The organism is Sphingomonas sp. FG14, from assembly GCF_057809675.1.
Map to the genome: position 1 here is coordinate 1 of NZ_JBMDKK010000023.1, position 22,310 is coordinate 22,310.

The following is a 22,310-nucleotide window of genomic DNA, read 5'->3' on the forward strand; positions in this document are numbered from 1 at the left end:
GCGCCGTTGTCGGCGTGAACGACCAGGCTCCCGAACCGTTCGCCATGGTGGTGCCGAGCAGCGCGCCATTGTCATAGACCGAGATGGTCGCGCCCGCCTCGGCGCCTGTCCCCGAGATTGCGGGGCGCGTGTCGTCGGTGGCGCCGCCATTGGCGACGACGCCCGTCACCGCGCCGACATCGTCAGTCACCGCACCGATCGCAGGCACGCCCGGCGTCGTCGTATCGACCGTCACTGTATAGGCTGGCGACGGTGCGCTTACATTGCCAAGCGCGTCGGTGGCAGTGGCGGTGAAGCTGTGCGCGCCCTGCCCCAGTGCGGTCGCTGGCGTGAAGTTCCAGGCGCCATTGGCATCGGCGGTGGTGGTGCCGACCTGCGTACCGTTGTCATAGATCGTGATGGTCGCGCCCGCTTCGGTGCCCGTGCCGGACAGCGTGGGCCGCGTATCGTTGGTCGCGCCGCCATTGGCGACCGCGCCGGTCACCGGCGCCACATCGTCGTTGACGGAACCGATCGTCGGAACCGGGGGCGCCGCCGCATCCACGGTCACGCTGCTCGGGCCGGACGTGTTGCCCGCCGCGTCCGTGGCCGTTGCGGTGACCTTGGTGCCGTTGGCGATGGGTGTCGTCGGCGTGTAGGTCCAGTTGCCGGATGCATCGACCTGAACCGTCGTGTCGGTGGTACCGTTGCCGTCGAGGTCCAGATTGACCTTGGCATTGGCTTCGGCCGTGCCCTTGATCACCTTGCCGTTGGTCGGTGAGATGGTGGGCGCGGCAGGCGGCGTCCGGTCGACGGGCTCCGCAGGCGGATTCTTGCTGCCGCCACCACCGCCGCCCCCCGCCGCTGCGGCCGCTCCGCCAAGCACGAGCGCGCCGAGGCCCAGCAACGGTGCGACACCCATGCCACCGCGCTCGCCGACGGCTTCAAATGAATAGGCGATCGGGCCGGAATTGCCGGCCGGTGCCACGCCATCCGCCACGCCCTGGCACGTAAGGCCGCCTAGCGAGACCGACCATGCGCCGTTGCCGCTGGGATCGACGAAGTCGAGTTGATAGGCCTCCTGCCCCGCGCAATCGAAGTAATCCTGCAATCGCACGACAGTTCCATCATTGAAGCGGATGATCAGATCGTCGCCGTCACGTTCTATTCCGGCAACGTCAGCCTTCGACGCTTCCACTTTTACAGCCGCAGGGCCCTTGGCTTTGAGAACCGCATTCTTCTGCTGGACAACATGGCTTTCAGAAGCGCCAGTCGCACGATTCTTGATATCGATACGCTTAGCCATCACTCACCCCTTACTTGAACCAAGTGCCAAGGGGAGGCCTTATCTAGCGAACGATATATTTCAAATCATGATTAAATCCTTGTTAACCCGGGTATATTGCACCCATTTTGGGTATATGGAACCAAAATCGAATGACGGTGTTCTTGGCGGCTATTTCACCATTTCGTCAAATAGAGTTAATATGGTTTTTCAATTCCAGTCTCGATAATGTATGCAATTAAGATCTATATCTTCCGACTCGGAACTGACAGACCATTGCGATGACGAATCCAGTGATGCCTTCGGCATTTGATCACGATCTGCATTGATCCCCGAATTTCCGAATGATTTTCGAGATCGAAATCCAGCAACCTTGATCAATCCGGATATTCTATCAAAACATGATCATTCACGGTGACTGGCAGCATGGCGATTTGAATTTCAATCCGGTGATCAAATTGGCTGGAGATCGAAATCACCATGGAAATATCTCTTCGCGGCCGGATACCCATAAGTCTCCCCATCCATCGCGAAGAATGAACGCGTCGCCGGAGCGGATGCCGCAGCGCCTTTCGGCGGACGCCCCGGCTTGATCCAGGGCGCCACCGACGGATCAGGCCGCTGCCGCCAGCGGTCCGGGATCGAGCGCGGCGACCCGTGCAAGCGCTTCAACCGTCGCGGCTTCGCGCTGCTCCACGCCCAGGGCAACGCCCTCCGCCACCACGAATTCGGGATTCGCGATACCGACGAAATCCAGCATGGCGCGAAGATGCCTCCCGGCATGCTCGTTCGTCGCCGCAGCCCCCGAATAGACGCCGCCCCGCGACTGCGCGACGATGACGCGCTTGCCGGCCGCCAAACCCACCACACCCTCCGGACCATAGCTGAACGTCCGCCCCGCCACGAGGATATGGTCGAACCAGCTCTTGAGCTGCGTCGGAATGCCGAAATTATACATCGGAACGCCGATCACCACGATATCGGCGGCCAGGAATTCCTCGATCGCCGCATCAGCGTCGGCGCTGGCGAGGCGATCGAGCGTGAGGTGCGGCAATGGCTCACTCGACAGGTCGCGATAATGCAACTCGATCGCCGGATCGGCAGCGCGCAGCCGGGACACCACCGCGGCCGAGACAGCGCGGCTGACCGAAGCGTCGCCCTGAACGGAGGAATCGATGTGAAGAAGTTTCATGGGGTGCTTTCCAAACGAGACGAAGACCCCAACTAGCTATGGCCGGCACATAGCCCCGCCAAGAACGCATATTTATAGGGCCTAGTCATATGCAGATGACCAAGATCGACCATGGCAATCGCAACTGCGCGCGGGTGAGCGAACTGCTCGGCCGGATCGGAGATCGCTGGACGCTGCCGGTGGTGGTGACGCTGAACGACGGCCCGCTGCGCTTCAATGCGATCCGCCGCGCCATCGCGGGCATTTCGCAACAGATGCTCACGCGAACACTCCGGGCGCTCGAACGCGACGGCATGGTCAGCCGCACGGTGCATCCGTCGGTTCCCCCGCAGGTCGAATATGCGCTGACGCCGCTCGGCCTTTCGCGCGCCGAAGAAGCATTGCGGCTGGGTCAATGGGTGCAGGCGCATCTTGCCGAGATCGACGGACATCGCGCCGCCTTCGACAATCGCGGATGAACTGAGGCGATATAGTGATCGCATCGCCCTTCCACCGGTTATTGCATACGTAGTCACAACTGCTATGCAGGATCGATGGGCAACGGGCCAACCCAGAACAGGAAAAGGCGCGCGACGTCGTACGACGTCGCCAGGCTCGCGGGCGTCTCGCAATCGGCGGTGTCGCGCAGCTTCAAGCCGGGAGCCAGCATCGCCCCCGAAACGCGCGACCGCGTCATGGCCGCCGCGATGCGGCTGGGCTATCAGCCCGATGCGATCGCACGCGGCCTGATCACGAAGCGATCGGGCATCGTCGCGATCCTGATCTCCAACCTGACCAATCTCTACTATCCCGAAGTTCTGGCCGAACTGTCGCAGGAACTCTCCGCCCGCGACATGCGCGTGCTGCTCTTCTCGCTGGCGAACGAGAGCGAGGTGGACCGGGTGCTCGACCAGATCTGGCGCTACCGCGTCGACGGCGTGATCTCCGCCGCGCGGCTGACCGACGCGCAGATCCGCCAGTTCGGCGAACGCGGCGTGCCGTTGGTGCTCTACAACCGCGCGGCGGAGGCGGTGCCCTGCGCCAGCGTGAGCTGCGATTCAGCGGGCGGCGAGCGCGAACTGGTCACCCGCCTGCTCGACACCGGCCATGCCCGCTTCGCCATCCTTGCGGGGCCGGAGGATTCGACGGTGGGCGAGGAGCGCGTGGCCGCGGCGCGCGCGCTGCTCGAACGCGCCGGCCATTCGGATATTCCACTGGCGCGCGGCAGCTACAGCTATGAAAGCGGCGAAGCCTGTATGCGCGAGCTGCTGCGCCAGGGCGACGCGCCCGATGCGGTGATCTGCGCCAATGACGTGATGGCGATCGGCGCGATGGATGCCGCCCGCGCCCATGATCTGCGCGTTCCCGAACAGATCTCGATCGTCGGCTTCGATGGCGTCGCCCCCGCGCGCTGGGCAAGCTATCGGCTGACCACCATCCGCCAGCCCGTACGGCGGATGACGCGGGCGGCGATCGCGATGCTCGCCGAACGGATCGACAACCCGGATCTGATCGCCGAGCGCCGCGTCTTTTCCGGCGAACTGATCCTTGGCGCCTCGGCCCGGATTCCGGCCGCATGAAGGATCATCGATGACGGACGCGACGCTGCTCTTCCTGCCCGGCCATATGTGCGATGCGCGCGCCTGGGCGCCGGTGGCCGATATGCTGGCGGCCGACGGCCACGACATCGCGCACGCCCGGCTCGATCGCGACGACAGCATCGATGCGATGGCGGCGCGCGTGCTGGCCGACCATCCCGGCCGGCTGGTGCCGATCGGCTTCTCGATGGGCGCCATCGCCGCACTGGCGCTCCACCGCGTGGCGGCGGTCCGGATCGACGGGCTATGCCTGGTCGGCATCAATGCCGGGCCGGACCTGCCCGAGCGATCGGCGATGCGGCGCGAGCAACAACAGGCGGTGCGCCACGGTGCACTGGCGCGGATCGCTCGCGACGGTCTGGTGCCGCATTATTTCGCGAGGGGCACCGCCAATGCCGCCGCGCTCGGCGACCTTTGCGTCGACATGGCCGAAGCCGTCGGGGCGGACACGTTCGTCCGCCAGAGCGAGGCGCTGCGGCTGCGCCCGGACGGACGGCCCGGCCTTGCCGCCATCGCCTGCCCCACGCTGGTGATCGGCGCGGAGGAGGATCGCCTCTGCCCACCCGACTGGCACCACCAGACCGCATCCGCGATACCGGGCGCCGAACTCCATATCATCGGCGATGCCGGGCATATGGCGCTGATCGAACGCAGCGACATCATGGCCGGGCTGATCCGCGACTGGCTCGACACGCACAGGCTGGGGAGCAAACATCATGCATGAGTTGAAGGCGCGGCTGGCGCGCGGCGAGCGGATCGTCGGCACCTGGGTGAAGACGCCGTCGCAGATCGTCGTCGAGGTGCTGGCGATGACCGGGCTCGACTGCCTGTGCCTCGACGCCGAACATGCGCCGTTCGACCGGCTGACGCTCGACGCCTGCCTGTTCGCCGCACGCGCGGCGGGCAAGCCCGTCCTGGTGCGTACGCCCAGCGCCGCGCCCGAGCATATCTTGAACGCGCTCGATTGCGGCGCCGACGGCGTCGTCATCCCGCATATCCGCTCGGCCGAGGATGCACGTGCGGCGGTGCGCGCGAGCCATTACGGCCATGGCGGGCGCGGCTATGCCGGTTCGTCGCGCGCCGCCGGCTACACCACCCGCGCCATGGCCGATCATCGCGCGCGCAGCGCGAACACGATCGTCATCCTCCAGATCGAGGATCCCGAGGCGGTCGATGCGATCGACGAGATCGCGGCCGTTGAGGGCGTGGACGCTCTGTTCATCGGCCGCGTCGACCTGACGGTCGCACTCGGCGCCGACAGCCAGGACGATCCGCGCGTGCTCGCAGCGGTCGAACGTGTCTGCCGCGCCGGCCGCGAGCATGGCCGCACGACCGGCATGTTCCTCGCGCGCGCCGCCGATGCGGAGACATGGGCGGCCCACGGCGCGAGTCTATTCCTGCTGGGGTCCGATCACGGATTCCTGCTGTCGGGCGCCGCCGCACTGATGCGCGAGGCGGGTGGCCCGCCGGCCTGAACCAGCCGCCCATTGAACAAGGGTCATGCCCCCGGCTTGCCACCGAGCGTACAAATGCCGGCGGCAACCGGATGATAGCCTGCGACCTCGAAATTCGAAGACGGCCCGTCCCTGTAGATTACCGCATAACCGCTATTGCCAGGATGCGAACCTTCAAAGACGAGCTTGACGCCCGTCCGGGGCGAAAAGGCATTGGGCGGTTCGCCGTTGGGGCCCATCGCACGGCTCACAATTTCGAATTCACCGCCAGCCAAGGCCTTGGCGGAGACCGGAAATCTTCCTGATCCATTCTTTGCGTACAGGATTTCGACTTCATACTCGAAACCCTCCCTTGCCTGCGGCCGTATCGCTACGCCGAACGTGTCGAAGAGCTTTCCGTCACCGCCGAAAACCTCGCAACTGTACAGGCGCGCAAGATGCGCCCGCTCCGCCGCCGCAGCTTGCAACGATGAGAACAATCCAACAGCCGCCCAGACGGCCGCTATCAAGGGAAGAGCGCGTCCCATCACCCGATTATTCCTCAATGGATGAATGTCCGCAACTGGGGCGTCAGCGGGATGGCAGCTCGCAAGTTGACGGCCAGATATCCGCCCCGAAAAAAATCAGGCGGTCACCACCACCTGATCGATCCATTCAGGTGCGGTCGGCGCGTCGCCGCCATGCACGGCGAAGACCACCGCCCCCTCCCCGGCCGCGAAGCTGCGCGACTGGCCGATGGGGATGGTGAGCGTGTCGCCCGGCGCCATCGTCACGACATCGTCGCCCGACCGCACCGTCAGTTCGCCCTGCTGGACGAACAGCACTTCGGGCTCGGCGCGGCGGTGATCGGGCACATGTCCGCCGGCATCGAAGGCGATGCGGCGCACATGGAAGCCATGCGACCAGGCCATCTGCCCCGCTTCGATCCGCTCGGCGGCATTGGCCGGGCCGATCACCGCGACTTCGGTGACGCCGTCGAAGCGCGACAGCGGCCCCGGCGGCAGGGCATCGAACGCATCGGCACGGACGACGCAGGCCGCGATCGCCGCCGCGCCGAAACGCTGGACACGCGCCACGGCAGCGGCATCGGTCGGCGGCATCGGCTTCACGCCCGGCGGCGGCACATCGCCCCTGACGGTATCGACCAGGCTGCCATTCTCCATCAGCATCAGCCCGAAACGGCTCGCCATCTCGAACACATAGGGCGCCCACAGCACGCGGCCCGGATCGTCGCCGCCAAGCACCGACCAGATAAAGCCGAGATCGGTGCCGATATTCTCGAAACCGCGAAACAAGTTGGTCGGCAGCGAGATGATGTCGCCCGGGTGCAGCTCGATCCGCGCATCATCGCCGGTTTCGCCCAGCTTGAAAGACCAGGTGCCGTTCAGCACCACGAACACCTCGGCGGTCTCGTGGCTATGCTGCGAATTCACGCAATGCGGCGGCTGGCGCGCGCCGCCGATATTGAAGCCGTGCGCCTCCGCGATGTGGATATGCTGGTCAGGATTTTCGGAAACGCCGGGGCCGATGATCGTGAAATTCTCCTTCGCCTCCGATCCCGGCGAACGCGTGTCGATGAACGCGTTCAGGCAGGGCACGAGCGCGTCGTAGCGGACGAGCCGGTCGGCAAGGGACTGGGGGGAAGACGCCATCGGAAAACATACCTGGAAAAGAAAGGCGGACGGCGCAGGGCACGCCATCCGCCAGGGGAGGATCAGAAATCGACTGACAGCTTCACGCCATATGTGCGCGGCGGCTGGAAGCTTTGCTGGATGCGCTGGCTGTTGCCGAGCACGCTGCGGTTGAGCACCGCGACATTGGTGATGTTCTCGACGAACGCCTCCAGCCCGAACCGCTCGTCGGTCGAACGCCACATCAGCCGCGCGTCGAACTTGTCGTACGGCTTCTGCCGGTCGAGCACGGTGTTGTAGTCGAGCGTGAAATAGCTGCTCGAATGCAGCCAGCTCAGATACGGCGTCAGCGTGCCGATGCCCGGCAGTTCGGCGTCGTAATAGATGTTGCCGGTGAATTTCCACTTGGGCGACATCGGGATGCGCTTGCCCGCGAAGCTCAGCAGGCGGGGATCGCCGTTGGTGGCGGTGTAGAAATCATTGGGCCGCGTATAATCGTCGAACTCCGCCTCCAGATAGGTGGCGCTGCCGTTGACATGCAGCCCGCGCGACGGCGCCAGATCCAGCGTCACGTCGAAGCCCCGGCTGTGCGCCTTGCCCGCATTCTGGATATAGCTGAGGTTGGTCGCCTGGTTCAGGATCGTGATCTGCAGATCCTTGAAGCGATAATCGAAGGCCGAGAAATTGACCTGGACCTTACCGCCGGCGAAGCGGTTCTTCGATCCGATCTCCCACGCCATCACGTTTTCCGGGCCGAAGGACTCGGGGATCGCCGCATTGGCGGTGTTGTTGTTGATGCCGCCCGATCGGAAGCCCGTCGACGCGCTGACATAGAGCATGTTGCGCGGCGTCACGAAATAATCGAGCCCGGCCTTCCAGATCGTCTTGTTGTAGGTCGGCCCGCCCGAGGTCGATGTGCCCACCACTTCGCCACCCGTGCGCGGGTAGCTGTAATTGACGATCCCGAACTCCTTCTTTTCGTGCGTGTAGCGGATGCCGCCGGTCACGCGCAGCGTATCGGGCAGCACATAATAGGATGCCTGCGCATAAGCGGCATAAGCGGTGATATCGAGCTTGGTGACGCCGCGCGTATCCGCCGCGGTCGCGGCCGGCGCCGTGTAGAACTGGCTGTAACGCTCGTCGAGCTTGTCCTTCAGCCCATAGAAACCGACGATCCACTGCAACGGATTGGTCGCGACCGACGCCACCTGGAATTCCTGGCTGAAGGTCTTCGCGTTGGTGTCGTTCTCCTGATAGCCGCTGGCGGCGAAGCCGGCGGTGACGCCCGGCGCAGGGAAGACGACGGCGGTCTGGTCCAGATCGGCGGTGCGATCGGTGCGGAATTTCTGCCAGCCGGTGATCGAACGCAGCAGGACGTTGCCCAGCGTGTAGCTGATCTGCGCGCTGGTCAGATATTCGTGCGTCCGTTCGAACGGCGCATAATCCCAGTTGTTGGTATATTTGCCGCCGACCACGGGCACGCCGACATCGACGCCGGCGATATCGGCGATGCCGTCGCGCACCGTCGGATTGTAGAAAACAGGCGTGCCGTTGATGGAGCGCTGGCCGGTCGCGGTATTCACCAGCGTGCCGGTGACGCGATAGCCATAGGCGCCGCCGCCCTGCCCGCTATTCTTCCAGTAACCGGCGCGCAGCACGATCTCCAGATCCTCGGTCGGCGTCCAGCGCGCCGACGCGCGGCCCAGCCATTCGTTGCGATCGAACAGGCTGATGCGCGGATTGGCGGTGCTCTTCACGAATCCGTCGGACCGGTTGCGCGCGCCCGCGAAGCGGAACGCCAGCGTGTCGCTCGCCGGCAGGTTGAGATAGGCTTCATATTGCTGGGTATCGAAGTTGGAGGCGCGGATGGAGGCGCCGCCCAGCACGCGATCGGTGGTCGGCAGGTTGGTGACGACGCTGACATTGCCGCCAAAGGTGTTGCGGCCGTACAGCGTGCCCTGCGGCCCGCGCTGCACCTCGACGCGCGCGATATCGACCAGCGGGATCAGCGCCTGTTGCGCGCGGCTCTGATACACGCCGTCGAGATAGAAGCCGATCGAAGGATCGTTGGTGGCGTTCACCGTTTCAGTGCGCACGCCGCGGATCGACGGGCGCGCATCCGAACCGGAACGGCCGAAGGTGAAGCCCGGCGTCACCTGTTCCAGCCGGCTGACGTCGCTGACGCCGGCGCGCTCGAGATCGGCGCCCGACAATGCGGTGATGGAGATCGGCACATTCTGCACGCGCTCGTCGCGCCGCTGCGCGGTGACGACGATATCGGCGACGCCCTGCTCCTCCGTCGCGGCGTCCTCCGCCGGGGCCGGAGCCGCATCCTGCGCATGGGCGGGCGCGATCGCGAGGATCACCCCGGTGGCGAGCGCGGTGACGATCGCCAGCCCTGATTTACGCGTGCCTGATTTACGCATGACGGGTCTCCCTGTGCCGTTGTTATGCACCAAGAGTTAGTCGGATTTGCATACGCATGCAACAAATTTGCCATCATGTGTGGATGAACGCGAACGGATTCAAAATCAACTCATTGATTCATATGTAATTTACTTACTCCATCTCACCGGTTCCGATTGCACAAAACGCCCCTCAGATCGACGCCGTGTCACCCTCCATGAAGACGGGCAGGAAGCTCCGCCGCTCGACGCCCGATTGCGAGTCGGCGATACGGCCGACCAGCAATTCAATCGCCGCATCGGTCATCTGGTCCATGGGCTGCTGCATGCCCGTCAGCCGGTAGCTCTGCCAGCGCGCCGGCCCGAAACCGCCGAATGTGACGACCGAGATATCCCCCGGCACCGCGCGCCCGAACGCGCTGCGCAACTGATCGAGGCACCCCGCCGCCACGGTATCGTTGACGCACAGCAACGCACCGGGCAGCGCGCCATCGTCACGCTGCAGAAGCTTCAGCGCCTCGGCCGCGCTTTCGTAGCGATAATCGACATGTGCCACGCTCAGCCGCGCATCGGGGCATCCGGCCAGCGCCGCGCGCACGCCGCGCTCCACCTCGGCGCCGACGAACGACCCCTCCGGCCCGCCGACCAGGCCGATATCGCGGTGCCCCGCCTTCAGCAGCCGCGTCGCCAGATCGCGCGCGCCCGCCGCGAAATCGCAACTCACGCTCGAAATCGGCAGGTCGAATACGCGGTTGAACATCACCAGCGGCAGGCCGTGCTGCTCGAAGGCGGAAACCGCCGCCTCGTCGAGCACGCCGGTCGCGAGCACGGCATCGACGCGGAACGACCAGATCCGGTTGATCGCATCCTGCACCGACGCGGCGTCCCCGATCGGGAACAGCAGCACCTGATAGCCGCGCTCCGCCAGCCGCCCGCTCAGCTCGTAGAGGAGTTCGGGGTAGAGAAGATTGGTCTGCCGCGCCAGGACGACGCCGATCAGGTTGGATTTGCCCGCGATCAGCCCGCGCGCGAGCAGGTTGGGCCGATACCCCACTTTCTCCGCCGCCACGAAGATCCGGTCGCGCAATGCGGGGGAGATCGAAGCCCCCGGCGTGAAGGCGCGCGACACCGTCGATTGCGAGATATTCAGCGCTTTCGCGACATCGCGCGACGTCACGCCCGTCCCGTTGCCCGCACCCCTAGCCTTGCGTCCCGCCACGCCATTTTCCTCCGGTTGTTGCATACGTATTCAAACAGCTCTACGCTCAGGAACGAATCGAGCGCCGTCCTGCGCATAGTGGATCGTATCAGACAAAAGCATCCGCCTTTGTCCGGGGTCCGATCCGCTAGGCCATTGTCTGGCGTCGCCCATCGAAGTCAGGGAGCAGTTCATGAGCAAGCCAGGCGAAGCCAAGTCCGAAAGCGCGGACGTCACGGCGCTGCGCATTCCCGCCACGCCCGATCCGCGCGAAACCGTCAGCCGCGTGCGCCAGCGTCCGGTCAAGGATCTGCTTTCCCCCCGCAGCATACGAACCCAGTCGCTCGACGGTTTCGAGGATGTCTATTCCGACATCGTCCATTACATCGCCTATTGCACGCACCGGATCTGGGCCGAAAAGGGCGTCGGGCTGATCTACAGCCATTATGACGACGCCGTCGTCGTCCATACGCCCTACGGCACCCAGACCTCTGTCGAGGAAGTGGTGGCGGGCACGATCCAGATGATGCAGGCCTTTCCCGACCGCGAAAGCCGGCTGGGCAATGTCGCCTGGACGGGCGACGACAAGCAGGGCTTCTACACCTCGCATCTCGGCACCAGCCGCATGACCAATCTCGGCCCCTCCATCTACGGTCCCGCGACGGGCAAGAAGGTGCGCATCCGCCACATCGCGGACTGCCAGATCCGTCGCAACCTGATCTATCGCGAATGGCTGGTGCGCGACAATGGCGCGCTGGTGCGCCAGCTCGGCCTCGATCCGGTGGAGGTCGCGACGAAGCTGGCCGCCGCCGCCGCCAGATCGGGCGTGCCGCCGATCGTGTCGGGCCTGCCGGAGCGCGGCAGCGGACAGAAGCATCCCGAACCGCTGGACCTCCCCTCCGGCCCGCAGGCCTCGATGGAGGACAATCTGCGCCACATGTTCCACGACGTCTGGAACCGCCGCCGCTTTGACCGGATCAAGGATTATTTCGCCGCCGACGTGAATGTGCAGACCGCGCCGGGCCGCGAGGTCCATGGCGTTCAGGGCATCATGTGGACGGTGATCAGCATGCTTGCCTCTTTCCCCGACGCGGTGATGCATTTCGATCATTTCTGCGACACGCATGAGACCGACGGCTATATCGCCGCGGTGCGCTGGAGCCTCAACGGCACGCATCTGGGCAATGGCCAGTTCGGCCCGCCCTCCGGCAAGCCGGTCAGCATCCTGGGCATGAGCCATTTCCGCTTCAAGAACGGCAAAATCGTCCAGGAATGGACGGTGTGGGACGAGATCGCGGTGCTGATGCAGATCCATTCGCCGCACAATTCCCTGATGGTCGCGGCCGACTGAGCCGGAGCGGAGACGAACCATGGCAGTCTATCTGAAGCGCGGCGCGACCGCGGATGCAAAGGCCAGCACCGATCGGCAGGTGCGCGACACCGTCGAACAGATCCTGGCCGATATCGAGGCACGCGGCGACGATGCGGTTCGCGAACTCTCGATCCGTTTCGATCAATGGGATCGCGACAGCTATCGCCTGACCGATGACGAGATCCAGGCGTGCATCGACACGCTGAACCCGCAGGATATCCGCGACATCGAATTCGCCCAGGCGCAGGTGCGCAATTTCGCGCGGATCCAGCGCGACAGCATGAAGGATGTCGAGGTGGAGACGCTGCCCGGCGTCGTGCTGGGCCACAAGCATCTGCCGCTCAACGCGGCGGGCTGCTACGTGCCCGGCGGCAAATATCCGCTGCTCGCCTCCGCCCACATGTCGGTGATCACCGCCAAGGTGGCGGGCGTGCCGCGTGTCGTCACCTGCGCCCCGCCCTTCCAGGGCAAGCCCGCCCCCGCGATCGTCGCGGCGCAGGCGATGGCCGGCGCCGACGAGATCTATTGCCTGGGCGGCATCCAGGCGGTGGCCGCGATGGGCATCGGCACCCGGTCGATCGCCCCGGTCGACATATTGGTCGGCCCCGGCAATGCCTTTGTCGCGGAGGCCAAGCGCCAGTTATTCGGCCGCGTCGGCATCGATCTGTTCGCCGGCCCCACCGAAACGCTCATCATCGCCGACGAGATCGGCTGCGATGCCGAACTCGCCGCCACCGATCTGCTCGGCCAGGCCGAACATGGGCCGGACAGCCCGGCGGTGCTGCTCACCACGTCCGAGAAACTTGCGCGCGAAACCATGGCGGAGGTCGAGCGGCTGCTGGAGATCCTGCCGACGCGCGACATCGCCCGTCGCGCCTGGGACGCGTTCGGCGAAGTGATCGTGGCGGAGGACGATGCGGAGATGGTGCGCATCGCCGACGAGATCGCGTCCGAACATGTGCAGGTCATGACCGCCGACCCCGATTATTTCCTGGCCAACATGACCAATTACGGCGCGCTGTTCCTGGGCGCGCGCACCAATGTCAGCTTCGGCGACAAGGTGATCGGCACCAATCACACGCTGCCGACGAAAAAGGCGGCGCGCTATACCGGCGGCCTATGGGTCGGCAAGTTCATCAAGACCTGCACCTATCAGCGCGTGCTGACCGACGAGGCTTCCGCGCTGGTCGGCGAATATTGCAGCCGGCTGTGCGCGCTGGAGGGCTTTGCCGGGCATGGCGAACAGGCCAATATCCGCGTTCGCCGCTATGGCGGGCGCAATGTGCCCTATGCCGGCGTCGCACTGCCGGCCGAGACCGCCGCATGACCGACGCGCGCTGAGCTGAAAGGAACCGCCGATGAGCACGACCGCAAGTGAATGGCGCAGCGGCTGGCCGGTCGTGTTCGGCGCGGCCCTCGCGCTCGGCACCGCGCTGCCGGTCTGGAACTATGTCTCGAGCCTTTTCGTGGCGCCGATGACCGCCGAATTCGGATGGACGCGCGGGCAGCTCGCCAGCGCGTCCGCCTCCGCCTTTTTCGGGTCGCTCGCGGCACCGGTGATCGGCAAGGTCGCCGATATCTTCGGCGCCCGCCGCGTGCTGATGCTGGGGCTGCTCGGCTATGCCGGCGCCTTCCTGGCGCTTGCTTTCCAGCCGGGCACGCTCGCCGCCTATACCGTCATCATCATGCTGCACACGATGATCGGCATCGCGTGCGGCGGCGCGATATTCTCGCGCGCGGTCGCCGGCTGGTTCGATCGCAGTCGGGGGCTGGCGCTGGGCCTGACCATGACGGGCGTGCCGCTTGCCGCCGCGCTCATCACCCCCGCGCTCCATCTCGTCATCGCCGGCTGGGGTTGGCAGAGCGGCTTCATCTTCCTCTCCGCGCTGTCGCTCGTCATCGGTATACCCTGCGTGTTCCTGCTCGTGCGCGAACGCGACCATGTCCAGACCGCCGGCCCGGGCGAAGGCCCGCCCCCGGCACAGGACGGCGCGAACTGGAGCGAGATCGCGCGCAGCAGTGGCTTCTGGCTGCTCGCGCTTGCCCTGCTCCCGATCAATGCGGCCGGCACCGGCATCATGAGCGCGATGGCGCCGATCCTCACCGACGGCGGCATGTCCCCCGCGCTTGCCGCCGGGCTGGTCTCGATGTTCGCCATCTCGGTGATCGCCTCGCGGCTGGGCGGCGGCTGGCTGATCGACCGGTTTCCGCCGCACCTCGTCGCGGCGGGCGTCGCTGCGGTCCCCGCGATCGGCTGCGCGCTGCTGCTGGCGGGCCAGGCCAATGTCGCGCTCGCGGCGGTCGCGCTGATCCTGATCGGCGTCCAGCAGGGCGCGGAGATCGATCTGGTCGGCTATCTGCTCGCCCGGCTGTTCGGCATGAAGAATTATGCGAGCGCCTATGGCGTCTGCGTCGTTTTCCTGGGTCTTTCCGGCGCGTTCGGCGTCGCCTGGTTCGGGCGCAGCTTCGATGCGCATGGCAGCTACGATACCGCGCTCGCCATCTCCGCCCCCTGCTATCTGGCGGGCGCGGCGCTGCTGTTCGCGCTGCGCGGCCCGATCCGCCGGTCCGCGCGCGCGGTGGCCGGCCATGGCCATGGCGGCGATGCCGCCGTGCCGGTGCAGGCATGACGCTGCCACGCACGCCGAGCTTCCGGCTGGACGGCCGCCGCGCGCTCGTCACGGGCGCCGGGCGCGGCATCGGCCTGGCGCTGGCCGCCGCGCTTGCAGAGGCCGGCGCCGAAACCGTGCTGGTCGCGCGCTCCGCCGACGAGGTCGCGGCCGCCGCCGATGCCATCCGCGACGCGGGCGGCACCGCGACCGGCGCAGCGCTCGACGTGACCAATGTCGATGCGGTGCGCGATTTCTTCGCAAGCCAGGCCGCGTTCCATGTGCTGGTCAACAATGCCGGCACCAACCGGCCGATGCCGATGCAGCAGGCGGAGCCCGAGGATTTCGACGCGGTTCTGGGTCTCAACCTGCGCAGTGCCTTCTTCGTCGCCCAGGCCTGCGCGCGGCGCATGATCGCGGAGGGCGTCTCCGGCAGCCTGGTCCATATCGGATCGCAGATGGGCCATGTCGGCGGCTCCAACCGCTCGCTTTATTGCGCATCCAAATGGGGGGTGGAGGGCATGTCGAAGGCCTTCGCGCTCGATCTCGCCGCCCATGGCATCCGCTCCAACGTGATCGCCCCGACCTTCATTGAGACGCCGCTGACCCGACCGTTCTTCGAGGATGCGGCGTTCAGGCAAAGCGTGCTCGGCAAGATCAAGCTCGGTCGCATCGGCCGGGTGGAGGATCTGATGGGCGCCCTGCTCTACCTCGCATCGGACGCCGCCGCGCTCGTCACCGGCACCAGCCTGCTCGTCGATGGCGGCTGGACCGCCGAATAGGGGCGATTCAGCAGATCCATTGCCTGCACGGCGCAACTCCGCCTAAGCCCGTGGACGAACACGGGAAAGGATCGCCATGTCGCGCCGGATTGCCGCCACGCTCTTGCTTGCCGCTTCGCAGGTCGCCGGCCCCGCCATGGCCGCGCCCGGCGGCTTCGACGCGGCGCTCGCCGATTTCCGCAAGCTCCACCGCGCGGAGGTGCAGCGCGCGGGGATCGCCGGCAGCAGCTTCTATGTGGTGCGCGACGGCGCGACCGTGGTCACCGATCATCTGGGCGAGCAGGACGCCGATGCGCATGTGCCCGTCGATGCGCAGACCGTCTATCACTGGGCGTCGATCACCAAGACGATGACGGGGATCGCGATCATGCAGTTGCGCGATCGCGGATTGCTCTCGCTCGATGATCCGATCGTCCGCTACGTGCCCGAACTCAAGGCGGTGCATAATCCCTTCGGCGACACCGACAGGATCACGCTGCGCCAGTTGATGAGCCACAGCGCCGGCTTCGGCGGCGCGACCTGGCCGTGGCGCGATCATGACTGGCAGCCCTTCGAACCCAGGGGCTGGGCGCAGCTCGTGGCGATGATGCCCTATACCCAGGTCGGCTTCCGCCCCGGCACGCGCTTCAGCTATTCCAATCCCGGCATCGTCTATCTGGGCCAGGTGATCGAGCGCCTTTCGGGTGAGGATTTCGAGGTCTATGTCGACAAGAACATCCTGAAGCCGCTGGGCATGCATGCCAGCTATTTCGACCGCACCCCGCCCCATCTGCTGCCCCACCGTTCGCACAGCTATTACATCCGTGACGGCAAGCGCGCCGCCGCGCCCTTCGATATCGATACCGGCGTGACCGTCTCCAATGGCGGGCTCAACGCGCCGATGCCCGACATGGCGAAATATCTGGCCTTTCTGATCGGCGATCCGCGCCGGACGGCCGATTTCGATCTGATCCTCAAGCGATCCTCGCTCGGGGAGATGTGGCGGCCGCAGATTTCTGCGGGCGAGGATTTCACGCAGGGCCGCATGGCGGCGACGACCGAGAGCGGCCTCTCCTTCTTCGTCGATCGCGGCAAGGGCGTGCGCCTGGTCGGCCATAATGGCGACCAGAACGGCTTTCGCGCCTATCTGAGCTTCTGTCCGGAACAGCGCGCGGGCAGCCTGCTGGCGTTCAACACCGAAACGCGCGGCGTCCAGAACAGCCCCGCCAATCGCGACACCGCGGAATCGCGTGTCGCCCTGGCGACCGACGCCCTGTGCGAGGCACTCGTCACACGCTAGCCGTAGCCGCCATCTGCGCGCTGCGTGGCGCCGCAAGGCTGCACTGGCCGAAAAGCGCGGTCAGCACGGCGACCGCGCCGGCCGCGACCGACACCCAGAAACCGCTGCCGGCGCCGAAGGCATCGATGACCCAGCCCGAGGCGAAGGAACCGACGGCCATGCCGATGCCGATCCCTGCCGTCACCCAGGTGATGCCCTCGGTGAGCCTGGCGGCGGGCACCAGCCGCTCGACCAAGCCGAAAGCGGTGATGAAGGTGGGCGAAACCGCCGCGCCGCTGGCGAACAACGCCAGCGCCAGCATCGGGACATTGCCGACGAACAGCAGCGGCACCGTCGTCGCCGCCGCGATCGCGACGGCGATGGCGAACTGACGAGCGAGCAGCATCTCGATCCGGAGCGCGCCATAGACCAGGCCGACGAACAGCGAACCGACCGCATAGCCGCCCAGCACCAGCGTGGCCGCCGCCGCATCGCCGAACTCGGCGGTGAGCGCGATCACCGTCACCTCCGCCGTGCCGAAGATCGCGCCGACCGCGACCAGCGCAAAGGCCAGGATCTGGACGGGGCGCAGCGCGATCGCGGGCGCGCCGCCGTCCTTTGCCACAGGCTGCACCACAGGCTCAGTGCGCTTCTGCAGGATGAAGGCGACGGAACCGATCGCCAGGAAAAGCGTGGAGGCGAGCGGCCCTGCTTCCGGGAACAAGGAAACGCTGAGGCCGACGGCCAGCGCCGATCCCGAGATATAGACAAGTTCGTCCGCGACGGATTCGAAGGCGAAGGCTGTGCGGAGCTTCGGCGTGCCGCGATAGAGTGCGGTCCAACGCGCGCGCACCATCGCCGGGATGCTCGGCATCGCCGCGGCGAGCAGCGCGAATGCGAACAGCATCCAGTCCGCCCCGCCGAACCGCGTCGCCGCGATCAGGCCGGCGAAGCCCGCGACCGATAGTGCCGCCGCCGGGGTCAGCACGCGGCTCTGTCCCAATCGATCGACCAGACGCGAGACCTGCGGCGCGACGAGCGCATTGGTGAGCGCGAACGTGGCGGCGACCGCGCCCGCCAACCCATAGGCACCCCGCGCCTGTGACAGCATCGCGACGATGCCGATCGTCGCCATGGCGAGAGGAAGACGGGCGATGAAACCCGCAGCCGCGAAGCCCTTGGCGCCCGGCGCCGCGAAGATCGCACTGTACGGATTGAGCATTGGAACACTCCTGCACGCCGCACCGACTCATTGACATACGCAGCGTATGCAAATGCGAGCTAGTGACATACGTCGCGTATGTCAATATATATACGGCGCGTATGTGACGGAGGAAGGTCGATGGCGCGCAGGCCGCGCAGCGAAATGATCGCGGAAACAAGGGCGAAACTGATCGACGCGGCACGCCGCGCATTCGGCACCTTCGGCTACGCCGATGCGTCCATGGACGATTTCACCGCAGAAGCGGGGCTGACGCGCGGCGCGCTCTATCATCATTTCGGTGACAAGAAGGGACTGCTCCAGGCGGTGATTGCGCAGATCGACGCCGAAATGTCGGCACGGCTGAGCGTGATCGCCGCCGCCGCGCGCGATCCCTGGCAAAGCTTCGTCGACGAGAACATCGCCTATATCGAGATGGCGGTGGAGCCCGAGATCCGCCGCATCGTCATGCGCGACGGCCCGGCGGTGCTCGGCGATCCGTCGACCTGGCCGTCGCAGACTGAATGCGTCCGTTCGATGACCGCCAGCCTCCAGCGGTTGCGCGACGAGGGCTATGTGACCGACATCGATCCCGAAGGCACTGCGCGGCTGTTGACCGGCGCGGGCCTGTACGCCGCCCAGTGGATCGCCAATGCGGACGATCCGGCCGCCACCTCGAAACGGGCGGTGCAGGCGTTCAGGGCGCTACTGGATGGGCTTCTGGCGAAAGTCGCCCCTGCATCGGACGGCGGATAACCAAAGGACCGGCGCCACTCATCCTTGCTTCCGGCCAAAGCCGGAGGCGGGCCTCCGCGCACTCGGTGATGAGTATGGTCGCGGCTCAGGGCCGATCCGGCCGAGTTCCTCCAATCTTTCGCGAACCCTCTCGTCGAACCGGTCATAGGGATCCGTATCGCCGGGCTCGGCATCCGCCACCGGCCGGGCCGGCCCGACAGGCGGCTTGGGCAAGACCGGAACGCGATCGTCGCGTCGCACCACACCGAACAGCCAGCGCAGCCATGCCGGCCGAATTATCGCCAATATGATGAAGACCATCATCATGATGCCGACGATGCCGCCAAATGCTGGCGGCGGCCCCGGTGGGGCGGTTGGCGCAGACGTGGCCTGGGGTCCAAACAGGCCTCCATTCGCAATATGCGCGGCCGAACGCTCCTGACCAGGCATCTCCCATCGCTGTAGGACGGGCCGCTGCAAAACGGCCCCGAATTGACCAGTCGCGCGACGGTCACCATCGCCCCGGGTGCGAATTTCGCCGCCAGCTTGGCCGGGTCGCCATCGGCGGGCCAGTGGAAGACGAGCAGGAACATCGCGACCGCCGCGACGGGGATCACCATTCTCGGCGTCAGACCGATCGCATTGCGCCGATCGCTGACCCGCCATTCGTACCAGGCGACGCAAGCCCGCTGCCTTTCGCGCCATGCCGCATGATCGGTGAAGAACAAGGCCGGCGTGCGCAGCCCTTCCGTCTCGGGCTGCTCCAGTGGCCGCCCCTCCCGATCGTAGAGCGCGTCGTTGCGTCCGAATTGCGGACGCGCCGGCATGCGGGTGTCGCGCCGCTCGCGGTTCGGATCCATCAGGCCGGCGCCCAGCGTCGCGATCGCGCGGAGCCGATCCTGCACCGCTGGATGGCTGTCGCCTTCATGGTCGGCCGGTCCGTCGAACAGCACGCCGCCAAATGGCGGATATCCCGTGCTCTATTTGCTCGATTCCTATTGGATGTTTGGCTCGGCGGTCGACAATGCACGCCTGAATCAGCCCGATGTCATGATCGTCGGCATCGGCTATCCGCTAGACGATCCCGCTTTCATCGCGCGCGCGACCAGTGCGATCGACGATCACCAGGCCACTCTCCTCTCCGACGCGCCGGCCCGGCTCAAGGCGATCTACAGCTTGCGTACCCGTGACCTGAGCCCGCCGATCAGCGCCGATATCTGGCAGATCGGCGGTGCCCCGGAGATGGCCGAAAGCTCGGCGCGATTATCCGGGGGACTGGATGATTTCCTGGAGATGATCGAGCGGGAAGTGAAACCGCGCGTCGCGGAGATCGCGCCCATCGACACCAGCAAGAAGGCATTGTTCGGCCATTCGCTGGGCGGCCTCGCCGTGCTCCACGCGCTGTTCACCCGGCCGGAACGCTATGACAGCTTCATCGCCGCCAGCCCCTCGATCTGGGCGGCGCCAGTGCTGTGGACGAGCAACAGGCGTTCAGCCGCCGTGTCGAACAGGGCCTGACGCCGCCCCATATCCTGTTGACCATGGGAGAAAAGGAGCAGGACGGGCCCGCCGCCCCCGCGAAGATGGTCGATAAATATGCGCGAGATGGCGCGGCGCCTGCGCACAATCCAGAGCCTGGGCAAGCCACTCCCCGTGCAGGACGTCGTCTTCACCGACGAGGATCATGGCAGCGTGCAGCAGCACTCGGTCAGCCGCGCCATAGCCTTCGCGTTCGGCAAGGCGGAGCAGTAGGGTATCCATCGCGGCACGGCTTCCGTGTCGCTCCCGGACCATGTAGGATCGCCGGCCATGGTGCGTGATCGCCCCAGCAAAGCGGCGGGAAGATGCGATTTCTTGGCGTTGAGTCGACCGGAACGGTTCGCGGCCTTCACTCTCGAACGATAGCGGAGCGCGCTCGCCATCTGGCGATCGCCGCCAGCGGCGGTTCGGGCATCGACGGATGATCCCGTCCAACGGAATCAGCCGCCTGTCCGCCGTCTCCATCGCCTTGGGCGCCTGGGCTGTCGTCACGCTGATCAGCGCCGCCCAGGGTCAGCTTTTCGCCGCCTATCATGGTCGCCAGCAGGATTGGTGGCCAACGCTGGGTTACACAGCCACCGTCTTTTCGGTCTGGGCGCTGCTGGCTCCCGCCATATTGAAGGCGGTCGAGAGCATCCGGACGGCAGCGCTGCCCCGCCTGACCACGGCGACGCTGCTGGTGCTGGGATATCCGATCACCACCACCGTCCATGTCATGCTGTTCGTCGGCTTGTTCTGGCCGGTCTATGGCGCGAAAGCCGCATCGCCATTCGCGATGATCGAGCCCGTGCTGCTGGCGAACCTCGACAAGTCCGCTTTCGCCTATCTGGCGTTGATCGCGGTCGCGCGTTTTCGCTGGCACCTGCGTGAACGCGCGGCGACCGAAAAGCCGGCCGAAGCCACCCGGGCCGATGATGAAGGCCTGTGGATCCGCGTTGCCGGCGGCACCCACCTCATCCGCTTTCCCGAAATCGATTGGATCGCGGCTGCCGGTGACTATGCCGAGGTCCATGCCGGCGACCGGCGCCTGCTGACCGACCGGTCGCTGGCCGCATTGACCGAGGAACTTCCGGAGCAGGAGTTCGCGCGTATCCATCGTGGCGCCATCGTGCGACTCGACCGCGTCCGCGAAGTTCGGCGGCTTGGTCGCGGCGACGCGAGCATCCTTCTCCATACCGGCCACGCGCTCCGCCTCAGCAGGCGCTATCGCGATAAGCTTGCCGCCCATCTGCCGCTCTGAACCCGTTCGGCGAACGGGCGGTCCCGCTCACCGATCGACGCTAGATTGCCGGCGCGCCTCCGTGGAAGCCCGCACTGCGATGACAATGACGGGGTTCGCCGCAATGGACTTGATGCGTTTTATTTCCCTTCTCGCGCTGCCGCTCTTCGCGGCCACGCCCACCGCCAATGCCGCAAGCGCCGACGATTCGGTGCTGGTGATCGGCGCGCTCCATGGCCTTCACGATCGCGAGCCGGCCTTCGGCTACGACCGGTTGCACAGCGCGATTACCAGCTTCGCCCCGGATGTGTTGGTGCTGGAGGTTCGGCCAGACGAACTCGCCGAGCGCAAGCAGACGCCCGGCCGGCCGGAATATCCGGCGGTGATCTGGCCCCTGCTCGCGCAAATGCGGCTGAAAACGGTTGCGATGGAGCCCGGGGGAGAGTTGTTCAAGACCATCACCAGCGAAGCGGGAGCGGCATTTGAGGCGTTGAAGCGGAGCAACCCCGATGGCGCGGCCACACTCTCGCGCCTCGACACCGCCGTCGAAGACGCGTTGCTCGCCTATTGGCAGCGCCCCGAACAGGTGCAGGACGAAACGACGGCATCGCTCGCCGCCAGCGTGCAGACCGCGCAGTTCGCGCTGGCCGGCCGTGCATTCGCCGAAGCCCAGTCGCGCTGGGAAAGCCATATGACCAGCCAGGTGCTGGAGACGGTGCGCGCCAATCCCGGCAAACGGGTGATGGTGATCGGAAGCTACCGGAACCGCGCGATGCTGGAGCGTGCCGTGCAAGATGCCGCGCCGCTTCGCGCCGTCGGCGCATCGAACTGGTTCGGACGAACAAGCAAGGAAAACCTCAATCAAGGAAGATGA

At 65.9% G+C, this 22,310-nt stretch carries 22 protein-coding genes; 14 read left to right on the forward strand and 8 right to left on the reverse strand.

Features of this window, described 5'->3' with window-relative positions; all coding sequences use genetic code 11:
- Together ACODTA_RS27290 and ACODTA_RS27295 are read right to left on the reverse strand one after the other, a co-directional pair.
- A partial coding sequence (locus tag ACODTA_RS27290; protein WP_489070440.1) for an Ig-like domain-containing protein occupies positions 1 to 1,285 on the reverse strand: 1,285 nt, incomplete at its 3' end.
- A 592-nt stretch (positions 1,286 to 1,877) separates the two neighbouring features.
- The gene (locus ACODTA_RS27295) at positions 1,878 to 2,456 is read right to left on the reverse strand and encodes an FMN-dependent NADH-azoreductase (RefSeq protein WP_489070442.1); all 579 of its coding nucleotides are present in this window, start codon (positions 2,454 to 2,456) and stop codon (positions 1,878 to 1,880) included.
- A gap of 89 nt (positions 2,457 to 2,545) precedes the next feature.
- Here ACODTA_RS27295 and ACODTA_RS27300 point away from each other — a divergent pair, with 89 nt between their 5' ends.
- The 4 genes from ACODTA_RS27300 (at position 2,546) to ACODTA_RS27315 (ending at position 5,508) form a co-directional block, all read left to right on the forward strand.
- Positions 2,546 to 2,914: a winged helix-turn-helix transcriptional regulator gene (locus ACODTA_RS27300; protein WP_489070444.1), complete on the forward strand. Its 369-nt coding sequence runs from the start codon at positions 2,546 to 2,548 to the stop codon at positions 2,912 to 2,914.
- A 75-nt stretch (positions 2,915 to 2,989) separates the two neighbouring features.
- On the forward strand, positions 2,990 to 4,015 hold the full coding sequence (locus ACODTA_RS27305; protein ID WP_489070446.1) for a LacI family DNA-binding transcriptional regulator: 1,026 nt from the start codon (positions 2,990 to 2,992) through the stop codon (positions 4,013 to 4,015).
- Between the two features lie 10 nt (positions 4,016 to 4,025).
- A complete protein-coding gene (locus tag ACODTA_RS27310) occupies positions 4,026 to 4,757 on the forward strand; it encodes an alpha/beta fold hydrolase (protein ID WP_489070448.1) in 732 nt (243 codons plus the stop codon).
- Positions 4,750 to 5,508, forward strand: a complete 759-nt coding sequence (locus tag ACODTA_RS27315) for an HpcH/HpaI aldolase family protein (RefSeq protein WP_489070450.1) — start codon at positions 4,750 to 4,752, stop codon at positions 5,506 to 5,508. Before ACODTA_RS27310 ends, ACODTA_RS27315 begins: the two co-directional genes overlap by 8 nt.
- Before the next feature lie 23 nt (positions 5,509 to 5,531).
- Here the strand turns inward: ACODTA_RS27315 and ACODTA_RS27320 are convergent, their stop codons facing one another.
- The 4 genes from ACODTA_RS27320 to ACODTA_RS27335 all read right to left on the reverse strand — a co-directional run bounded on the left by ACODTA_RS27320 (position 5,532) and on the right by ACODTA_RS27335 (position 10,742).
- The gene (locus ACODTA_RS27320) at positions 5,532 to 6,014 is read right to left on the reverse strand and encodes a hypothetical protein (RefSeq protein ID WP_489070452.1); all 483 of its coding nucleotides are present in this window, start codon (positions 6,012 to 6,014) and stop codon (positions 5,532 to 5,534) included.
- Between the two features lie 96 nt (positions 6,015 to 6,110).
- Positions 6,111 to 7,139, reverse strand: coding sequence for a cupin domain-containing protein (locus ACODTA_RS27325; RefSeq protein WP_489070454.1), 1,029 nt, complete (start codon positions 7,137 to 7,139; stop codon positions 6,111 to 6,113).
- A gap of 62 nt (positions 7,140 to 7,201) precedes the next feature.
- Entirely contained in the window at positions 7,202 to 9,544 is a 2,343-nt protein-coding gene (locus tag ACODTA_RS27330) for a TonB-dependent receptor (protein WP_489070456.1), read from the reverse strand.
- Between the two features lie 172 nt (positions 9,545 to 9,716).
- Positions 9,717 to 10,742, reverse strand: a complete 1,026-nt coding sequence (locus ACODTA_RS27335; RefSeq protein WP_489070458.1) for a LacI family DNA-binding transcriptional regulator — start codon at positions 10,740 to 10,742, stop codon at positions 9,717 to 9,719.
- Between the two features lie 172 nt (positions 10,743 to 10,914).
- Here ACODTA_RS27335 and ACODTA_RS27340 point away from each other — a divergent pair, with 172 nt between their 5' ends.
- The 5 genes from ACODTA_RS27340 to ACODTA_RS27360 all read left to right on the forward strand — a co-directional run bounded on the left by ACODTA_RS27340 (position 10,915) and on the right by ACODTA_RS27360 (position 16,763).
- The gene (locus ACODTA_RS27340; protein ID WP_489070460.1) at positions 10,915 to 12,072 is read left to right on the forward strand and encodes an ester cyclase; all 1,158 of its coding nucleotides are present in this window, start codon (positions 10,915 to 10,917) and stop codon (positions 12,070 to 12,072) included.
- Between the two features lie 19 nt (positions 12,073 to 12,091).
- A complete protein-coding gene (hisD, locus tag ACODTA_RS27345) occupies positions 12,092 to 13,420 on the forward strand; it encodes a histidinol dehydrogenase (RefSeq protein ID WP_489070461.1) in 1,329 nt (442 codons plus the stop codon).
- A gap of 31 nt (positions 13,421 to 13,451) precedes the next feature.
- Positions 13,452 to 14,723, forward strand: a complete 1,272-nt coding sequence (locus ACODTA_RS27350) for an MFS transporter (protein ID WP_489070462.1) — start codon at positions 13,452 to 13,454, stop codon at positions 14,721 to 14,723.
- A complete protein-coding gene (locus tag ACODTA_RS27355) occupies positions 14,720 to 15,484 on the forward strand; it encodes an SDR family NAD(P)-dependent oxidoreductase (protein WP_489070463.1) in 765 nt (254 codons plus the stop codon). Before ACODTA_RS27350 ends, ACODTA_RS27355 begins: the two co-directional genes overlap by 4 nt.
- Positions 15,485 to 15,560: 76 nt before the next feature.
- On the forward strand, positions 15,561 to 16,763 hold the full coding sequence (locus ACODTA_RS27360) for a serine hydrolase domain-containing protein (protein ID WP_489070464.1): 1,203 nt from the start codon (positions 15,561 to 15,563) through the stop codon (positions 16,761 to 16,763).
- On the opposite strand, the gene ACODTA_RS27365 is transcribed toward ACODTA_RS27360, so the two are convergent.
- A complete protein-coding gene (locus ACODTA_RS27365; RefSeq protein ID WP_489070466.1) occupies positions 16,753 to 17,964 on the reverse strand; it encodes an MFS transporter in 1,212 nt (403 codons plus the stop codon). The two genes, ACODTA_RS27360 and ACODTA_RS27365, sit on opposite strands and share 11 nt — an antisense overlap.
- Before the next feature lie 120 nt (positions 17,965 to 18,084).
- On the opposite strand from ACODTA_RS27365, the gene ACODTA_RS27370 reads away from it, so the two are divergent.
- Positions 18,085 to 18,699, forward strand: a complete 615-nt coding sequence (locus tag ACODTA_RS27370; RefSeq protein WP_489070468.1) for a TetR/AcrR family transcriptional regulator — start codon at positions 18,085 to 18,087, stop codon at positions 18,697 to 18,699.
- Positions 18,700 to 19,001: 302 nt separating this feature from the next.
- Here ACODTA_RS27370 and ACODTA_RS27375 read toward each other — a convergent pair whose 3' ends face one another.
- On the reverse strand, positions 19,002 to 19,631 hold the full coding sequence (locus ACODTA_RS27375) for a hypothetical protein (RefSeq protein ID WP_489070470.1): 630 nt from the start codon (positions 19,629 to 19,631) through the stop codon (positions 19,002 to 19,004).
- A 22-nt stretch (positions 19,632 to 19,653) separates the two neighbouring features.
- Between ACODTA_RS27375 and ACODTA_RS27380 the strand changes: the two genes are divergently transcribed.
- The 4 genes from ACODTA_RS27380 to ACODTA_RS27395 all read left to right on the forward strand — a co-directional run bounded on the left by ACODTA_RS27380 (position 19,654) and on the right by ACODTA_RS27395 (position 22,310).
- Positions 19,654 to 20,196, forward strand: a complete 543-nt coding sequence (locus ACODTA_RS27380; protein ID WP_489070472.1) for an alpha/beta hydrolase — start codon at positions 19,654 to 19,656, stop codon at positions 20,194 to 20,196.
- 78 nt (positions 20,197 to 20,274) lie between these two features.
- Positions 20,275 to 20,430 (forward strand): hypothetical protein, encoded by a 156-nt coding sequence (locus tag ACODTA_RS27385; RefSeq protein WP_489070474.1) that lies wholly within the window; start codon positions 20,275 to 20,277, stop codon positions 20,428 to 20,430.
- Positions 20,431 to 20,638: 208 nt separating this feature from the next.
- Positions 20,639 to 21,457 (forward strand): LytR/AlgR family response regulator transcription factor, encoded by an 819-nt coding sequence (locus ACODTA_RS27390; protein ID WP_489070476.1) that lies wholly within the window; start codon positions 20,639 to 20,641, stop codon positions 21,455 to 21,457.
- A 112-nt stretch (positions 21,458 to 21,569) separates the two neighbouring features.
- A complete protein-coding gene (locus ACODTA_RS27395; protein ID WP_489070478.1) occupies positions 21,570 to 22,310 on the forward strand; it encodes a hypothetical protein in 741 nt (246 codons plus the stop codon).